The organism is Paenibacillus taichungensis, assembly GCF_003287275.1.
GTDB lineage: Bacteria > Bacillota > Bacilli > Paenibacillales > Paenibacillaceae > Paenibacillus > Paenibacillus taichungensis_A.
In genome coordinates, this window is record NZ_QEVW01000006.1 from 171,564 (window position 1) to 187,846 (window position 16,283).

The 16,283-nt window shown below is 49.0% G+C and carries 11 protein-coding genes; 2 read left to right on the forward strand and 9 right to left on the reverse strand.

The window, feature by feature from the left end:
• Nucleotide 1: 1 nt before the first annotated feature.
• Nucleotides 2–3,391 carry a tubulin-like doman-containing protein gene (locus DC345_RS10055; RefSeq protein ID WP_113052971.1) on the reverse strand — a complete coding sequence of 1,130 codons (3,390 nt, stop codon included), beginning with the start codon at nucleotides 3,389–3,391 and terminating at the stop codon, nucleotides 2–4.
• A 262-nt stretch (nucleotides 3,392–3,653) separates the two neighbouring features.
• The gene (locus DC345_RS10060; protein ID WP_113052972.1) at nucleotides 3,654–5,447 is read right to left on the reverse strand and encodes a vWA domain-containing protein; all 1,794 of its coding nucleotides are present in this window, start codon (nucleotides 5,445–5,447) and stop codon (nucleotides 3,654–3,656) included.
• A gap of 516 nt (nucleotides 5,448–5,963) precedes the next feature.
• On the opposite strand from DC345_RS10060, the gene DC345_RS31700 reads away from it, so the two are divergent.
• Complete coding sequence (locus DC345_RS31700) at nucleotides 5,964–6,107, forward strand: hypothetical protein (RefSeq protein WP_167434777.1); 144 nt, start codon at nucleotides 5,964–5,966, stop codon at nucleotides 6,105–6,107.
• 2 nt (nucleotides 6,108–6,109) lie between these two features.
• A complete protein-coding gene (locus DC345_RS10065; protein ID WP_146752123.1) occupies nucleotides 6,110–7,042 on the forward strand; it encodes a hypothetical protein in 933 nt (310 codons plus the stop codon).
• A 235-nt stretch (nucleotides 7,043–7,277) separates the two neighbouring features.
• On the opposite strand, the gene DC345_RS10070 is transcribed toward DC345_RS10065, so the two are convergent.
• The 7 genes from DC345_RS10070 to DC345_RS10100 form a co-directional block, all read right to left on the reverse strand.
• Nucleotides 7,278–8,849, reverse strand: a complete 1,572-nt coding sequence (locus DC345_RS10070) for a DEAD/DEAH box helicase (protein ID WP_113052974.1) — start codon at nucleotides 8,847–8,849, stop codon at nucleotides 7,278–7,280.
• Nucleotides 8,850–9,561: 712 nt separating this feature from the next.
• Complete coding sequence (locus DC345_RS10075) at nucleotides 9,562–11,013, reverse strand: SulP family inorganic anion transporter (RefSeq protein WP_113052975.1); 1,452 nt, start codon at nucleotides 11,011–11,013, stop codon at nucleotides 9,562–9,564.
• A 550-nt stretch (nucleotides 11,014–11,563) separates the two neighbouring features.
• Nucleotides 11,564–13,234: an ABC1 kinase family protein gene (locus DC345_RS10080; RefSeq protein ID WP_113052976.1), complete on the reverse strand. Its 1,671-nt coding sequence runs from the start codon at nucleotides 13,232–13,234 to the stop codon at nucleotides 11,564–11,566.
• On the reverse strand, nucleotides 13,235–13,612 hold the full coding sequence (locus tag DC345_RS10085; protein ID WP_053782782.1) for a phasin family protein: 378 nt from the start codon (nucleotides 13,610–13,612) through the stop codon (nucleotides 13,235–13,237).
• Between the two features lie 72 nt (nucleotides 13,613–13,684).
• A complete protein-coding gene (locus DC345_RS10090; protein WP_113052977.1) occupies nucleotides 13,685–14,323 on the reverse strand; it encodes a ThuA domain-containing protein in 639 nt (212 codons plus the stop codon).
• A gap of 35 nt (nucleotides 14,324–14,358) precedes the next feature.
• Entirely contained in the window at nucleotides 14,359–15,081 is a 723-nt protein-coding gene (locus tag DC345_RS10095) for an SDR family oxidoreductase (RefSeq protein ID WP_258530608.1), read from the reverse strand.
• A 274-nt stretch (nucleotides 15,082–15,355) separates the two neighbouring features.
• The gene (locus tag DC345_RS10100; protein WP_113052978.1) at nucleotides 15,356–16,192 is read right to left on the reverse strand and encodes a uroporphyrinogen-III synthase; all 837 of its coding nucleotides are present in this window, start codon (nucleotides 16,190–16,192) and stop codon (nucleotides 15,356–15,358) included.
• Between the last annotated feature and the right edge of the window lie 91 nt (nucleotides 16,193–16,283).

Genomic DNA, 16,283 nt, shown 5'->3' on the forward strand with positions numbered 1-16,283 from the left:
CTTACTTCAGCCTTCTGCGAATGTCATTCAGTTTCGATGACATCGTTCTGTAGAACTGGTAGATGTCTTCCCCGTTTGCCAGTTCCACTCGCTCGTATTCCAGACGATCACGGGATTCCATGAACAATGCAGCCAGATCATCCAGCTTCGTAAGCAGTGGCGTGATATCTTCGGAAGCGGTCAGGTCATTATCACGGCGGGAAGCTTTGCGCAGCAACGTGCTGCGATCCTTCTCTGCCAGTCCACGGAAGTTGCCAAACACTTCATATTCGGCAAAGTTGCGGCTCTTCATCAGATTCGCAAACGGCTCCCATGCGTCTTCTTCCGGATCACGGTCATAGACGTACAGCGCACCCTTCTTCACGATGGTGTCCGTGTATAGTGCTTCGATGAAGCGGTCATACCACTGCTCCTCGTCCTGATGCTGGGCGAGAATGCCTTCCAGCTCGGTGACTTTGGCCGAAATGGCGTTCATCTTCGCCAGTTCTTCTCGTACCCGCGCGATCAGCTGCGGGGAACGCACCAGGTTTTCTTTGGCCAAATCTTCATTAATACTTCCGAAAATGTCCTTCACCGACACCCGTGGCAATCCTTCGGTTTGCAGGCGTTTCAATTCCATGACTGCCCGTTTCACTTCACCCAGATTCGGCGTAGTGGACGTCAGGCGCATGTCGTAGGCACCCAGCTTCGCAGACAGGTCAAACGGTTCCGTTGTCACAATTGCATAGCGGTTGCTTGTATTCTCATCAATGGATTTGGCTGTCACAATATGGTATCCAAGCGCCTGCTCAAATTCGGTACGTACACGGGCATTGTACTGCTTCACCCGGGCGTTCTCGTACACATCTCCCCATGACTTTTCTGGAATTGGCGACGGCAGATAGGTCCAGTTATTCTTCTCGGTTTGCACCAGATGGCGTCCGATGCCTTCTTTGTCCAAAATAGTTCGTTCATAACTTTCCTCATATACTTTGAGCGGTGTGTACACAAACAGTGGCACCCCGTTGCGAGTGTTCAGCCAGAAGATCCGGTTGCGCACTTCACTTTCCTTGACGGTAAAATGAGATTTGCCCACCGCATTGTTCTGATAGTTGCGAATCCCTCTCAGAATGCCCGGCGCCTGTGCAGGCACCGATACGAATCCCCAGGATGGGAAATGCAGACTGCCTGTGCTGTTGCTCAGATTGAACACCGGAACTGCCTCATCATCCAGTTTGCCTGCAATGAAGCGTTCCACGAATTTCTCGACCGACTCATCCTGTCCATATTTGATCACCAGGAAGTCCTCCATCGAGCGGGTAATCAGATCGCCGAATTTCTCGGTCAGGAAATCAGAGATGGAGCTGACAATATCGATCTCGTTTTCTTTCACCCACTGGCTCGAGTTCTCCAACAATTCACGCGAGAAGTCGCGGATCAGGTCATCCGTATCGCGTTTGTCCAGCAGTCCATCCACCACACTGACGATATCCGGCACACTTACAACGTTCCAGTAATACGTTTTGTTGCCTTTGTGATCCGACTGTTCTTCACCGCGTGTCAGGATATCCCCGTTTTTGGAGAAGATCGAGCTGAGTGCGTTCAGCGTTTCGGTAAATACGTTATAAATGCGGCTGTTCTCTTGGTTCAGCAATTCATACAGATCTTCGTAGAACTCGATCATCTGATCATTGCGTTCCACATCGGCATGCAACCAGTATTCATGAATTTTTGCTTCAATATAAGCATTCTTCTTCTTCTCTTTGGAGACGAACGCACTCTTCGCATCGCCCAGTTTCTCTTCGGACTGCTCCTGAGCAGCCTCAATGTCACGCGGAATGCGGAAGGCATTCTCACGCAGGGTTTCAATGTAAGACTGAATCATCTTCAGTACACAGAAGCCTTTTTCCGTGTAGATCAGACGGGAGACATAGAACGGACCCTGTTCAGGATGCAAAAACATACGCCGGATCTGTTCGGTGAACTGACCCGCAATTTCTCCCGGCAGTTGCTTCTTCGCCTTGATATATTCCTCACGGGCACGGGCCAGGAAGTTCTGCTCCAGTTCGGTGTCCATGTTCACGACCTGCGATTTCACTAAATTGCCATAGGATAAACGCTCACTGTTCTGGTAACCTGGCAACGGCTCCGGCACACGGGCTTCGAAGGACTTGACCACACTTTCGAGATCAATGCCGAGCTTGCGGGCAAACTTCTCCGTGTCCTCCTGGTTCGGCGCTTTGGAGAACATGGTACTCATTTTGTCGAACATGCGGTAAGCCAGATACGTCGTCATTTCTTCGATCGGCAGTACCGCTGAAGATGCACCGATAATGTTGTAATCATAGTTGGCCGGATAGGCTTTGTTCATCTGTGCAATGTTCGTGCGAATGTTGCTAATATAATCGTGGATGGCAAACTCCTCGCCGGATTGCTTTTCCTCACTCGCCATAAAGTTGGTGATGTTCTCGGCGGTGACGTTCATGCAGTAATCATAAGCATTCTCCAGCAGTTTGCCTTCCGTGTTGGTTGCAGAAATGAGATGACACAGGTTGAACGGCGGCAGCGGTGAATTAACGGTCAGAATATTGCCGTATTTCTGGGAGAAGCGCTCCCCCCGACTGTCCACGTTCATCCAGTAATCCAGTTCCTTGAGCGCAGCGTATCCATTCTTACGGATATATTCACGAGTGTGCTCACTCAAGCTTTTGTTGGACAGGTTCACGTCTGGAGTGAACAGATATCCCAGCGTGTTCACGCGGTCAATCCCGGCAGAGCCGTGATCACGTTCGATAATCCCGCGCACAATATAAGAAATATCGAGGAAGCAACCACTGCCCGTACCGCCGGAAAGACCGGTCAGCAGGAACACCATCAGTTTCTTGTTGGTGCCTACTGATAATGTTTTGATCTTTTTGTCGATCGCCTGCACGACCTGATTAATCTTGGTGAACAACAGCAGACGTCCAGCCTGACGCACCCCTGCGGCGCCATTCATGCCGTCGGTGATGCTCAGCTCCGGAGACAGCCAGTCCGTAATATACGGCTCCAATACGCTGCGGTTCTGAAGCAGTCCACCAATCTCGGCGTTGGACAGCAGTACGAATTCATTAATGGGATCAAGTCCGATGCCTTTATACTTTTTGGCGCGATCCTGTTCGTTCGTTTCAAAAGCAAGAAACTCCACGTTGGACGGTTTGTCCATTTTTTTCTTGGATACCGGGTCCTGTGGCAGCTTGAAACGTCGGTTAATCTGGTATTTAAGACGCAACAGTGCATCAATACCTGTTCCTCCAAGACCGATAATCAGAATCGGATTATCAATCGTATCGACTCTGATTTTCTCACTGACAATACCTCCGCCAAGTGATACATCCAGTTGCTGAATATGTTCTCTAACAATCGGTTTCATTCCATGTCCTCCCTTGGATTAACGCAGTCGGAACTACAACATAATTACACTTGCCACTCCGATGACAGAACAACCTTCCGATCGCTGTTATCCCCTTATTTTTTGATTTATTTTACAAAGGTGAAAATCCGGGGATAGCGTATGCTTCCGTAGCAGCTTTCTTTCAGAAAGCTTTCAGGCGCACGCTACGCTTCTTCAGGTTATTTCTGTCCTCTACGTTCTTGTGTAAACGGTTAGTACCAACTTCTATTGGCAATCATTTTTAGACCAAGTACTCGATCAAAATCGTTTTGTCCGCCTGTTGCAGCGGGATGCTCAGTCGGTCACCGTTCTTCAGTTCAACGCCTGAGCTTGCATCAACGGCACGGCCGGATTTCTCCAGCGTTCCGCCTGCAGTGTTGCGGATTATAATTCGATCCCCATTGCTGGGTGTAAATACATATCTCTCGGTTTCCTTCAATTCAGGGTCCAGCTGTAACAGCTGGTGCAGATGGAATCTACCCCGGAACGATGCCAGCTTTTTATATTGCGGGTACGACTTGTCGCCGGTATTCTCATCACGAATTTCGACAACCATCTGTCCGACAAACCCACGGTTTTTGCGTTTCAGCCAGCCTAACAGGAACCAACCACCCACGGCTACTATGATCAAGGCGATCACTCCCAAAATAACAGGCATCCATGGAAACGGCTTATCCTGCTCGCCCGCAGGAGTCGTTGGCTGAGTCCCGCTACCGGCTGCTCCGCCCGCATTGATCGTAATCGGAGCACTTTCCCGGTAGAAGCTGTCTTCTTCTGCACGGATAACAAGCTCGTAGTTATGTTTGTCCGGCACTTCAAACGTTCCGGCGAACCCGGAGCCCGTGTTTTCGAGCGGTTGCTCCGTGCTTTTACCTGTATCCTGATCGTTTACGACCAATGTCGCCTTCATATCGGCATACAGATCATTATCCTGCAGAGGCTGGCCTCCATTCTCCAGCTTGGCACTCAGATCCACTTTGTCGCCCTTCGTATAGGACTTGGTCTTAATTGGGTCCACGACGAGCTGGAGATCATAGTTGAATAACAGGTTGATATCGATGCTGTCTTTCGGAGCCCCTTTTACCCGAAGTTTCCAGTCGCCTTCCTGAGGTTTGAGCAGCTTCACCAAGGAATAACTCTTCGAAGTCGAAAGCTTGGCTGCGTCAGAGTTCAGATCTACGGCCTTGCCTGAAGGATCGGTTAATTCAATTTGAACTTGTTTTGAAGACATAATCGAGATGTTGGCTTCAAGTACACTGTCGTTCGGTACGTTCACGGTAACTTCCTGATAACTGCCGTTTCCAGTAATGGAGGGCAGCTTCACGACATTCAGTTTGGCATGATCGGCGAAAATCTCACTCAGAATCTGTGGCAGATCATCCGGTGTATCTGTAATAAAGGACTTGCCTCCGGTCTGCTGAGCCAGATCTGCAAGTGCGTCCTTGTTCAGTTTTCCGTCTGCGTTCAGTCCAATCGTATACACGGGAATCCCCTGATCCTGTGCTTCTTTGACGGCTTTTGCCAGATCCGCATCCGATTGAGACTGGGTGCGACCTTTCGTTTTGTTAAAATCGTTGTTGCCGTCAGCCAGCAGCACGATCATTGGTGAGTGAGACTTGTCAGCCCCATGGTTGAGCACATTCACCGCTTCGGCCACCCCAACAGAGATATCGGTATATGGCCCTCGGCCGAGCTGATCAATAAAATCTTTCAGGCTGCTCTTGTCCGCATCGGATTGAATCTCCAGCAATGCCTTTTCCCGCTCCACCTGATCGGTGTAAGCGACAATCCCTACCTTGTCCCCCTGGACCGGCAGCATATCAATAAACATTTTCATGGCTTCATTGCTGATCTTGTCACGGTCACTTGTATTCATTGAATTACTTACATCGGCTACAAGTACCGCATCGATTCCGCTTGTCTGTGCCTGAGCCGCTGCAGCATGTGGCAGCAACGCCTGAGGTAACAGCAGCGTTAGAAATGCCAGCAGAACCAGAGTTCCGCTGAGCCAGCGTATTTTGCTTGTCCGCAGCATTGGGTGTACTCCTTCACGTTTGAGATTAAAATGGGAATAGTTTATTATAGGCGTCAAGCCTTAAGGAAATCTTAACAGTCTACTAATAAATTCTGAAAAGCACCCCTATCTTGAGTTACAGTTTTGTAATGACTGACAAAAATCGACGAATTCACGTCATTAACTGGCATGAAAGTTCCAACTATGGAAATATGATATAGTTATTGCCAGCAAACTGCAATATAACGACGCTTGATCAGATTATCGTTTATAAGATGAATATAAGAATCACACTCTAACCGAGAGGGCAGAAAGGACCTGAAGAAGCGAAGCGATCGCCTAAAAGCTTTCTGTAAGAAAGCTGCATCGGAAGCATACGCTTATCACCGGATTTCTCCCTTTAGCAAAAGGGAATCAAGGAAATCTGGGGTAACAGCGATCGGAAGGTTATTCTGCCATCGAAGTGACTCGGGTCTGCAAACAATAGTTCATCTTATAATAAAAGCAAAATGATCAAGCCATAGAAAGGAACGGATTATGGTTACATACGGATGCCTCGCCATATTGTTTCTTTTTGTCATTATAAAGGTGATTGCGTTCCTGCTTCATCGGCGCAAACCCGTTTCCCGGGAAGATGCCGATCGAACCCTCTACACTATTCTGAATGGCGAGCGTGATTGAGCATGAGCACTAAACAAGTTGTATCCATCAGACCTTTTATAAGAACAACGCATGCGTTTCAAAAGTTGCGTGTTTGCAAGCGGTGTGGCCAGTACACCTGCCTGTGGGAGGACCACTGTACTGCCTGTGGACGCGGCACTCTTGCCAAAGTGGATGAACGCGCCTCTTCTCGCGTCAAACGGCGAATCGCACGCGACCTATTTATCACGGTAATCCTTGGTGCAGCGGCCACCTATTTTGGTGAAACCATAGACCAAACGATGGCAGCGGCCAGTATCTCCCTCCTGTTTCTGGCTGGATTGATCTTCATGCAAAAGCGGTCCTTCCAAGTCGAACAACAGCGTGAACTCAAACGCATGCTGCGTCAGGATGAGGAAGCGATTCGCCAAGGCATTAACCGGAATTGGGCTCTTGTCGCAGAAGCACGCAAGCAGGATGAAGCGTTAGCCTATGAAATGCTCCGGGAGATCGGTTCGCTCGTCTATAATGACCGGATTCGTCTGCAGCAGGTTGCGCTGCTGCAATCCTTTGTGCTGCGCAGTGATATGGACCTGCAGCTCAAACCTTTGCTGCTGCATAGCTTCGAGCGGCTGCTCGCTGAATATATCGGTGAAATCGCACGGCTGAAGCCCGAACTGGTCCGTGAAGATGCGATTAGGTATATCGCAACGTACGAAGTAAATATTTTGCAGCTGCACAACGGGATTCAGATTCTGACGGCTGTAGCCGCCGCCGCTGTACGCAAAAGTAAATATATTGAGTTGTTCCCAAGTCTTATTACCCGCTACGCGCGCTTTATGCCCAAAGATCGGTTTATGCGGCTCTATCAAACTCTGGAGCTGTATCCTGGTAAGGCACGCGGTGGGCTGGCGGAGTCGGTTGGTCGGGTCTATAACGAGAAATATCGGGATTCGTACGCAGATGTTCGTGTGTAGAGCTGTTGTAAATGGACTCGAAATGTAAATTAGTGCAAACTCAATCCCTGTTATATAGACGAACCAAAATCTGTTTACCCCTGCATACGTACTGGAATTACGCGTGACATTGTATAGTTTTATCATATAAGTTTCCACGAAAAAACACCCCATCCTTAGGTCTAGGATGAGGTGTTTTGATATTTGGAAAATGTATGGCGTCCTTCCAGATTACCCGCCATAGGTTTTATCGTTTTTACCGCCCGCGACGAGAATCGCGGCGGTCGCTCTTGGCCGGCCCACGTCCTGCGGAGTCCGGTCGGCGTGAACCTTCACTGCTGCGCCCGGAGCTGCGCTTGTCGGCGCTACGGCCGCCCCAGCCGCTGCTGCGCTCATCGCCGCTGCGACCTGCACCGCGCCCGCCTTGTCCCGCTGCACCGCGACTGCTGTCGCTGCTGCGCGCGGAACCACGGCCTGGGCTGCGCTCGTCGCCACTGCGGCCGCCACTACGACCACCGCTGCGACCACCGCTGCGTCCAACTTCACCGCCACGGGAACCACCACGACCGCCACGTCCGCCTTCACTGCGGCCGGTACGTCCTGCGCCGCGACGGGCACTGCCTGTCCCAGCGGAGCGTCCGCCAGAACGTTCTTCATCACCCTGACTGTTGATGGAACGTCTATTGGCTCCAGTTGATGCTACCGGACCTTCACTTGTCCACTGGATACGGGAAAGCTTCTGATTGGTGCCTTCCTCAATACGAGCGAGCTCAGGTCTGTCGTGCTGTGTCGCAAATGTCACGGCAAGGCCCGTGCCGCCAGCACGACCCGTACGGCCGATCCGGTGGATATAGCTTTCCGCATCATGCGGCATATCGTAGTTGAATACATGCGTTACGCCTTCAACATCCAGTCCGCGTGCAGCAACATCCGTAGCAACAAGGATTTGCAATTTCGCGTCGCGGAATGCTTTCATTACATTCTCACGCTTGGATTGGGACAGGTCTCCATGAAGTTCATCGCTCGCATAACCTGCTTCACGCAGATCTTCGTTCAGCTTGGATGCACGGCGCTTGGTCCGGCAAAAAACAATCGCCAGGTAAGGGCGATACGTATCAATCATGCCGCGAAGTGCCTCAAGTTTGCCACGATCCGTGCACTCCAGCACCTGCTGGCGAATCTGATTGATCGGAATCACAGACTTGGAGGATACCTTCACATCCTCCGGATCTTTCATATAGTTCTTCGCCAAGACGCGAATGCCTTTCGGCATCGTTGCCGAGAACAGCATCGTCTGACGTTTGTGTGGCAGTTCACGAAGGATGGTCTCCACATCATCCAGGAAGCCCATGTGCAGCATTTGATCGGCTTCATCCAGCACCAGTTTTTTCACATTATCCAGCTTCAACGTGCCACGACGCAGATGGTCCAGGAGACGCCCCGGCGTACCAATCACGATCTGTGTACCGTTTTGCAATTTGCGGAGTTGCTTGTCCACATCTTGTCCGCCGTATACCGCGAGAACATGCAGCTTATCGTCGTTTGCAGTCAGCTTCTTCGCTTCTTCCGTAATTTGCAGCGCCAACTCCCGCGTAGGAGCAATAATCAGTGCTTGCGGCGAGCGGTCGGATACGTTAATTTTCTGAATAATCGGCAGCAGAAAAGCCAGCGTTTTCCCTGTACCCGTCTGTGCCTCAGCAATAATATCGCGCCCACCCAGCAGTACCGGAATCGAACGCTCCTGTACCGGAGTCGGCACGGCGATACCCTGATGTTTCAGGATCTCGCACCATTCCGGGCGAATGCCCAGTTGTTCAAAGTTTGCCAATCGTTACACCTCTGTATATTCATTTAGATAAGTCCATTTCATAATTGCTTTCACTTGGCTTCAATCAAGACTAGTTTTCCGTATATCAATCATGATTATGAAATGAATTTTTTAAAAAGCAATCGGTCCGTTGCTCTTCTTCTCCATACCCTGTAGTTTACACGTTAGTCAAGCAAAACAAAAGGGGATCGGGCGTTACACCCTCAACTTGTAGCACAAAATCCCAAGATCAGTGTGACTTATAGCGACCAAGTGAGCTTAAGGATAGCTTTGAGAGCAACTATAGGAGCTTCCCTGAGAATGGTGACTACCACTTTATCACTAATTTCAACGAATCCAGTACACCCTATTCCGACAATTAGAACCGTTTGGAATTTCTAACGAACTCGAGCCACCTTATTACCCGGAAATACAAGCAGAACGGCTACAGTATTGGTGAGATCGGCAAAATAAGATGTCTGAGATTCTTTAGAATAACGAAAACATCAAATAACCCCATATAAGACGTGCCAGGTTCGTTAGAACTTACGCAGAGAGAAAGACACAACCTTCAACACAATAACATCAACCACTAAAACTAGCATTACCACTCCAACGCAGTGCACACCCATCCTCTAATAAAAACAGCGGCGCCCTCTTCCGACTTAAATCCGGAAAAAGCGCGCCGCTGATAAAAAATAACTTTTTTGTTGTCTACTTCGTTGCAACCAAGTTACGAACTGTGCCCTTGCACCGTGGCAAAACCGCTCTTCTCAAGCAAACGAGAGCTTTCCTCATTCAGTCCGCGAAGATGCACCGTTTTGCCCAGTTTCGCATATTTAAACTTCACTTTACCAATGGCAACAACCGCCGTGTTATCCCAAATATGTGAGCCCCCAAAATCAATCGTGATTTCCTGAGGATCAGCCTCAGCATTGAACTCATCAACGAAGCGGGAAGATGAACCAAAGAAGAACGGTCCGTGAATACGGTACACCTTCTGTCCCTGCTCCTCATTTGCCTGAACACGAATCTTGGTCTGTTTCCAACCAAAATGAAGCACACTAAGCACAACGCCGACCATCACACCGATAGACAGATCGTGGGTATACACCACAATGGCAACCGTGACTACCATAACGAAGGCTTCCGCACGTGGCACACGCGCAATGTTCTTGATGGAACTCCAGTCAAACGTACCAATGCACACCATAAACATCACACCAACGAGTGCACCCATTGGCACCTCTTTCACCACACCACTAAGCAATAACAACAATATGGCCAGAAAAGCACCAGCCGTAAATGTGGATAATCGACCTCGTCCACCAGATTTCACATTAATAACCGACTGTCCAATCATCGCGCAACCACCCATGCCACCGAAAAGGCCATTAACGAAGTTGGCAATCCCCTGACCACGTACTTCACGGTTCTTGCTGCTCTTGGTCTCGGTCATTTCATCCACAATCGTTGCAGTCAGCAAAGATTCCAGCAAACCTACCAGAGCCATCGTGAACGAATAAGGCAGAAGGATCATTAGCGTATTGAGGGACCAGTCGATATTCGGCAGATGGAACATAGGCAGGGTACTCGTGAGATTCCCCATATCACCTACGGTTTTGACGTCCAGATGTAACAGAGCCGTAATGATCGTCATGATTACAATAGCAATCAGTGGAGCCGGAACGCTTTTGAAAAAACGTGGCAAAATATAAATAATCGCCAACGTACCCGCTACCATCACATACATAATCCAATTAGCACCCGTGAAATGGGTAAGCTGAGCCATAAAGATGAGAATCGCCAGTGCATTCACAAACCCGGTCAGTACGGAATGAGGCACAAATGTAATAAACCGACCCACCTTGAAAATCCCCAGAATAAACTGAACTATACCTGTCAGAATTGTAGCGGCAAACAGATACTCCACGCCATAATCCTTGACGAGTCCCACCATCAGTACCGCCATAGCGCCCGTTGCTGCCGAGATCATGCCCGGTCTTCCGCCCGCAATTGAGATCACGATGGCAATCGTAATTGAAGCGTACAATCCGACCATCGGATCGACACCCGCAATGATCGAGAAGGCAATGGCTTCCGGAATAAGCGCCAGCGCTACCGTTATGCCTGCCAGCACGTCTCCGCGAATGTTACCAAACCATTGTTGTTTTAAAGTATTCATATCGTCCTTTGCCGGTCCTCCTACGTATTTAAACTCAAATTTGTCTTATCTACTGAACGGCAATGGAATGGTTCGTCACTAAGCAACTACAACAGACAACACAAAACAGCGGAATACCCTCCCGCAAAAATGTGTCTGTATAGGTTGAAAACATGTGGGTTGACCATAATCGGAATAAGATATCCGATATCATGTCCGTACATGTCTCGTCCGTTCCAGTGTGCACCTATTATTTCCACTCCAACATTCAGGTGTCTTGCTTTCGAGACATCATGAACCAATCATGATGTCTCTAGGTTTTCCCCTCTCAGAAAAACCGGGTCCGTTAATGTACTGACCTATTATTATAGTCCCAGTGTCTCTTCTACACGAACAGAGTATGTATCCGCAATTGGTATATTATCTTGTATTATCTCTTATTTATGTAAAATATCTCAGTTATGCTCTGTTTATCTTATATATGCATCACCAAGCCATGACCAAACCCAAAAAAAGTCGTTAATGCTCCCCTGCTAGGAAGCGTTAACGACTCTCTTGATTACGCTTATACTTAAAATCTTCCCGATTTAAATATCGAATAAAGCAGAAAGGCCACCATCAGAATGGCTACCAGAAAACCGATCTCAATGACCGGAATATCCCATAACATGGTGGACTGGTGACTAATCGAAGAACCGATGATCAACCCAACCATAATGATACAAAATGCGAGCAGTACAATACTGAAGGACAGCCGATTACTGATCTGGTCCATTCTGCGCATGAGCGCGTCCAGTTCAGGGACACTGATCTCCAGCCGCAGTTTTCCTTTGCTAATAATGGAAGACAATTGCCTTAACTGCCCAGGCAGACCCATGACACTCTCAGCCATATCAGCCGCGCTGCGGAACACCCGATTCCTGATCCTTCCTGGATTAAAGCGTTCCTTGATCAGCTTGCGGCCAAATGGTTCTGCCATATCCACGATACTCAAGGAAGGATCGAGATGTTCGATAACACCTTCCATGGTAAGCAGCGACTTCCCTAGCAGCAGAATATCAGCAGGCATGACGACCCGATGCCGCTGGGCTACACCGAACAGATCGTTCAATGCTTGTCCCACACTAATTTTGGAAAAGGGAATATCATAGTATTTGGTGCGCAGCTTATCCAGATCGCTATGAAGTCCTCGCAGATCCATATCATCCGGCATCATGCCCAGCTTCTCGATCGCCCGAATCATGCTGTCCGTATCTTTGCGCATCAATCCGATGATGAGGGAAGCCAGGTGCTGCTTCATCTCATCGCTCAGACTGCCCACCATGCCAAAATCAATAAAGGCAAGCCTGCCATCCTTCAGAACCATCAGATTACCCGGATGTGGATCGGCATGAAAGAATCCATGAATAAAGATCTGATTCAACAGTGAATCCACCAGCCGCTGCGCAATGTTATTCAGATCATGCCCACGTTTAATCAACTCGTCACGGTCATTCAGCTTGATACCTTCAATGTACTCCATGGTAAGCACACGAGAAGACGTTTGATCCCAGTAGATCACCGGTATTTTTACTTTGCCATCCTGCTGATATTGCTGTGCAATCTTCTCCGTATTACGACCCTCAACGGTATAATCCAGCTCGGCCATCAGTGCCTGAGCATACTCTTCTACCATTTGCGGAATCTGATATTGCTTTACCCAATCCCAGCGTTTCTCCGCCATGGACGTCAATTCTCTTAAAATATCCAGATCGCGCTGAACGATACGCGATATACCGGGCCGCTGAATCTTAATAGCTACGGCCTCACCGCTTCGGAGTTTACCCAGATGCACCTGTCCAATACTAGCCGCAGCCACAGGGGTATCCTCGAACCGGGAAAAGATCTCCTCCAGCGGTGTATCCAATTCCTGTTCCAAAATACCCCGTGCTGTCTCCGAGGAAAACGGCGGGACTTGATCCTGCAGCTTCACCAATTCCCGAATCACAGACTCGGGCAACAGATCCGCCCTTGTGCTTGCCAGTTGCCCCAGCTTAACGAAAGCTGGCCCCAGCTCCTGCAGCACGAGTCGTATGCGTTCACTTAATGTCTTGGTGGTGTGGGCTTCACGCGACATCCACCGCCGGGGTATGGCCAGCAACTGGAACAAACCCAGCTCCTCAACCATATAACCGAAGCCATGACGCACCAGCGCCATGGCAATTTCCCGGTATCTGCCGACATGTTTGATTCGCACAGCCATCTACTCGATCTCGTTTCCTTTGAGAGGAGGAACTTCAAGTGGAGCTGGGGATACATCAGGTTGAAGCTGTGGTGTGTGACCCAGTTCCGCAAGCTTTTTCTCAAGGACGGCAACACGCTGTTCCAAACTGGTTACATCACTCTCGGATGGAACGCCCACTTCCTGAAGAACGCGCTTGACCTGTTCGTGAATCATTCTTTTGAACTGGCCCTGCTCTTCATCGCCCCGTTCCATCAGGCGTTCAACCAACGCTTTGGATTCACCAGGTGCCAGTTCCCCGCGCTTGACCAGATCATCCACGGTTTTCTCAATTTTCTCCTTGCTTACAACAGTAAGACCGAGCCCTAACGAGATTGCCTTTTTGAACAAATCGCTCATTCTTGTCATCCTCCTCTTCGTTGATCTCTATAGTATACCCCTAATCAGCTGCTCACAAAAGAAACGGTCAGGCTATACGTAGCGCGCAGCCCATTTTCCTGCTTGCAGAATTAACTGACGATAGGTTTCATGGGCAAAAGATGGTACATGATGTCCTGGCATCAGGTAAACAATGCGTCCAACACCATATCTATGCGCCCAAGCTGCGGGCTTCGGCCCTTCTTCGGATTGATACTCCAGCAGAACTTTCGTTTCTGCAAATGAACCGAATTCGAACTGATAAGGCTCTTCCTCCATCGTAAATCCCGAAATGCCTTCCGTCACTGGATGGCTCTCTGCCGTTACTGTGAACTCTAGTGGGGCATAAGGTGGATGATGCAGGAATTTGGCACCAATCATCTGCTTCAGCTCATAACGATTTTGGAGCGAAATTCCGTTATGTATAATGAGCAGTCCACCTCCATTACTAACATAGGACAATAAGCCTGCTGTCTGCTGAGGAGAGACTTTTCCCTTCCAATCATCCATGTAGCAGATACACACATCAAAACCGGTTATATTTTCTTGCAGCAGCATGTTGCGATTCTCACTGCACTGCACAGTCATAGTATCGTGAAAAATCCGACTAATTTCCGCATCCACCCCTTGCAGCGGATGCCAGTCCGGATGAGTATAATCACCAAGTAACAACGCTTTTTTACGATGATCCATCAATAAAAACTCCTTTCAAATTACCTATAACAGAATTACCAAGGAAGGGTATCCCCCTTGTAATCTACATACGCGGGCGAATCGCCCATAAACTCCTTATGGCGATCGATGAGTGCTGTGATATGCTGAGCCGATTGATCTGGCGTAAGGTCCGCATCGGTATTTAATTCCCCGCTCATATAACTCTGTACCCAGCCGGGATGTATCAGCATCACTTGCCCACCCTCATTTTTCAGACCATTATGCACAAGGCGGGCCTGCATGTTTAACGCAGATTTGGACATACAATAGGCGAACCATCCATCCCGGCTACACTGCTCAATACTGCCTGCCTCCGAAGATATATCGACGATCAGCTTGTTTGTCCCTTGCAGAAGGAGGGGCAATAAGGCATGAGTCACACGTAATGTCCCCAGGGTATTTACATTGAATACTTCTGCCATCTCCGCCATATTTAACGGTCCGCGGATATGATCGGTAATACTTCCTAGTATAGCCGCATTATTGATAAGCATATCCAAATGCTCTGTATCCAGCTTAAGTGTCTCCGTGAACAAAGCTACGGACAGATCATCCGCAATGTCCAGTTCGATGATGCGTAAATGTTTTGGATAGGCATCCGTCAGAGTACGAATCCCTTCGGACTCTTCCATGTCCAACCCTGCCGCATAAACGATATAACCTCTCTTCAGCATTTGTGCCGTCAGAGCCAACCCCAGTCCCCGGGCTGCCCCGGTTACACATACGGTTTTCATCATGCTGTCCCTCCCTCACAAGCTTAATCTGTCTTTAATTCATTCCACATTATTATCCAAAAACCTTTAATTATGAATGGGTACAACTAACTTCACGACCAAAGTCTCAGGTGAATTTCCTTGAATCAGAGTCGTTCAGTTTATAGAGAGTGAACCGATCATAGAGACAAAAACAAAAAAAGTTCTGACCCGTATAGCGGATCAGAACCGGGAACAACGTGACATCTTAAATGCGTTTTATTCAACGCATCCATATGAGTCCAGACTGGATCACATGTTATTGTAAAAGATGAGCCTTGCCCTCAGATCGGGCAGCGTAATAACGCCCCAGTTCAACGATTAGTGCTCCCATCTTCTCATCCTCTGGGACCACGAGGGCCTCAATACCTTCTTCTCGCATCGCGTTTGCCGTTACCCTGCCCACCGAAGCAGGCACCACGCCTTGGCGGAAGGCTTCCTGCATGGATTCGAGCTTGCCCTTAGACGCCGCGTATTCAACCAAAAATCGTACTTGCGGCCCACTTGTAAACGCGACAGCATCAACCTCATGCAGCAAAATATCATTCAACAACTGTTCCAGTTCACCCTCTTCGGGTGGGACGTGACGATAAGGGAGCACCTGACGTACTTGCGCCCCTTGTTCCTCCAGCCAACCGACCAACTTGGGTGCGGTTTCCCCATGCAGTTGCAACATGACCTTCTGTCCTTTAAGTTCATGAGGCGCAAATTCACGAATCAGCCCGTCTGTGCTGCCATCATCATCCCGCACTAGCGGGGTCAGTTTACGTTTTCGGAGTGCATTCACTGTTTTGTATCCTCTTGCTGCAATCAAGGATTCCGATAATACGTCCAGCAATTGATCAGCAATCTCCATATCCTCAGCCATATCAAAAATAGCGTCCAATCCCATACCCGTGGTTAATACCGTCCAGTCTGGCGGGTCGGATATCCAGGATACCAGACCATCCCGAATATTACGATCGTCCAGAAAAACAGTTCCCTGTGCAGGTCGGACTATTGGAATCCCTCCCATTTTCTCAACCAGCAAGGACATCTCTTTGGATTTTCGTGGTCCTGTCAATGCTACGCGTATACCTGCCAAATGTTGAGCCATCCATGTTCCCCCCGTTAATTCAGCCGAATGTCATCAGTCTGACTACAGTATACAGGGTACTGCTATGGAGGGAAACCGAGTTCCCCCTCTT

Excerpts from the sequence above, each read along its gene's own strand:
- DC345_RS10060 (WP_113052972.1), bottom strand. The coding sequence starts at position 5,447 with ATGCTGCGGACAAGCAAAATACGCTGGCTCAGCGGAACTCTGGTTCTG.
- DC345_RS10075 (WP_113052975.1), bottom strand. The coding sequence starts at position 11,013 with ATGAATACTTTAAAACAACAATGGTTTGGTAACATTCGCGGAGACGTG.
- DC345_RS31700 (WP_167434777.1), top strand. The coding sequence starts at position 5,964 with ATGGTTACATACGGATGCCTCGCCATATTGTTTCTTTTTGTCATTATA.
- DC345_RS10090 (WP_113052977.1), bottom strand. The coding sequence starts at position 14,323 with ATGGATCATCGTAAAAAAGCGTTGTTACTTGGTGATTATACTCATCCG.
- DC345_RS10100 (WP_113052978.1), bottom strand. The coding sequence starts at position 16,192 with ATGGCTCAACATTTGGCAGGTATACGCGTAGCATTGACAGGACCACGA.
- DC345_RS10095 (WP_258530608.1), bottom strand. The coding sequence starts at position 15,081 with ATGATGAAAACCGTATGTGTAACCGGGGCAGCCCGGGGACTGGGGTTG.
- DC345_RS10055 (WP_113052971.1), bottom strand. The coding sequence starts at position 3,391 with ATGAAACCGATTGTTAGAGAACATATTCAGCAACTGGATGTATCACTT.
- DC345_RS10065 (WP_146752123.1), top strand. The coding sequence starts at position 6,110 with ATGAGCACTAAACAAGTTGTATCCATCAGACCTTTTATAAGAACAACG.
- DC345_RS10085 (WP_053782782.1), bottom strand. The coding sequence starts at position 13,612 with ATGAGCGATTTGTTCAAAAAGGCAATCTCGTTAGGGCTCGGTCTTACT.
- DC345_RS10080 (WP_113052976.1), bottom strand. The coding sequence starts at position 13,234 with ATGGCTGTGCGAATCAAACATGTCGGCAGATACCGGGAAATTGCCATG.